Genomic DNA, 1116 nt, shown 5'->3' with positions numbered 1-1116 from the left:
GGAACGTAAACCCCTGCTAAATGTCCAATATGAATTGGCCCATTTGTATAAGGTAATGCTGCTGTAATAGTATATCTTTTTGGAGCACTCATGTGTTTCTCTTTAATTTTTGAGGTGCAAAAGTACGAAAAACTAAATTTTAAAATCGATTGAAAATTAATACATTTACGGTAAAAGCTATTCTATTGTTTTAATGAAAGAAAAAGATTTTATTTTGAAAAAGTTTAAACTGTTTATATTTTTTTTATGGATTTCAATTTTATCTATAAATGCTCAACAAAAAGTAGACTCTTTGATAATAAAAGCAAACCCAATTGTTTTTGTTGATGGTAATTTGGGATATGCAAATGGCTATTTACAAGGGTTTTCTGCAGGTTTTAGTATTAACTATCAAATAAAAAGAGATCTTTTTAAATTGCGATTTTTTACAATTGAAAACATTGAAAAAATTGATTTTTTTATTTTTTTTCCGATAAACATAGTTTCTACAACCTTAGATGAATATAGTTTACTTTATGGTAAAAGATATATAGAAGATAATTTTTCGTATCATTTTTCTGGAGGTATCTCATACAACAAAGAAACTTTTAATGACAATGGAAACAAAACAGTAAAAGATTCTTTTGTTGGTTTTCCTATAGAAATAGGTATTAGTTGGTTTAAATCTAAAAAAGAAAGATTCAGAATTTTTTATGGCTTAATTCCTGTTGGCAAACCCACAAGTTTTGGAAAATCTATTGGTATTAAATTGTATGGTAATATTGCTAAAAAATCTTATGTTGGTATAGGATTTTCATTTGGTTTAGGCTGGCATAAAAAATATTAAATTATGAAAAATAAATTATTTATAATATTAGTATTGATGATTTTCTCATCAATAAAAGCACAAGAAAAACGAATAACTCCACCTTCTTTGAAAGTAGGAGACACCATTGCAATTCTTGCTCCTGCAGGAATTTTAAAACCAAGTAGAAAAGCAGTGGTTTTACAAGCAAAAAAGTTGGCAGAAAGTTGGGGTTTAAATGTCATTTTAGGTAAAAATATGTTTAACCAAAACAATCATTTTGCTGGCACAGATAGTCAGCGTTGTCAAGATTTTCAAGATGCGTTGGACAA

The 1116-nt window shown here is 27.6% G+C and carries 2 protein-coding genes; both read left to right on the top strand.

Annotated elements, in window-relative coordinates; all coding sequences use genetic code 11:
* Window positions 1–214 precede the first annotated feature (214 nt).
* On the top strand, window positions 215–826 hold the full coding sequence (locus tag ACTG3S_RS13865; RefSeq protein WP_439129928.1) for a hypothetical protein: 612 nt from the start codon (window positions 215–217) through the stop codon (window positions 824–826).
* 3 nt (window positions 827–829) lie between these two features.
* A partial coding sequence (locus ACTG3S_RS13860; protein ID WP_439129927.1) for an LD-carboxypeptidase occupies window positions 830–1116 on the top strand: 287 nt, incomplete at its 3' end.

It is taken from the genome of Polaribacter sp., from assembly GCF_965656025.1.
Lineage (GTDB): Bacteria > Bacteroidota > Bacteroidia > Flavobacteriales > Flavobacteriaceae > Polaribacter.
This window is presented reverse-complemented; position numbering and strand designations above follow the sequence as displayed.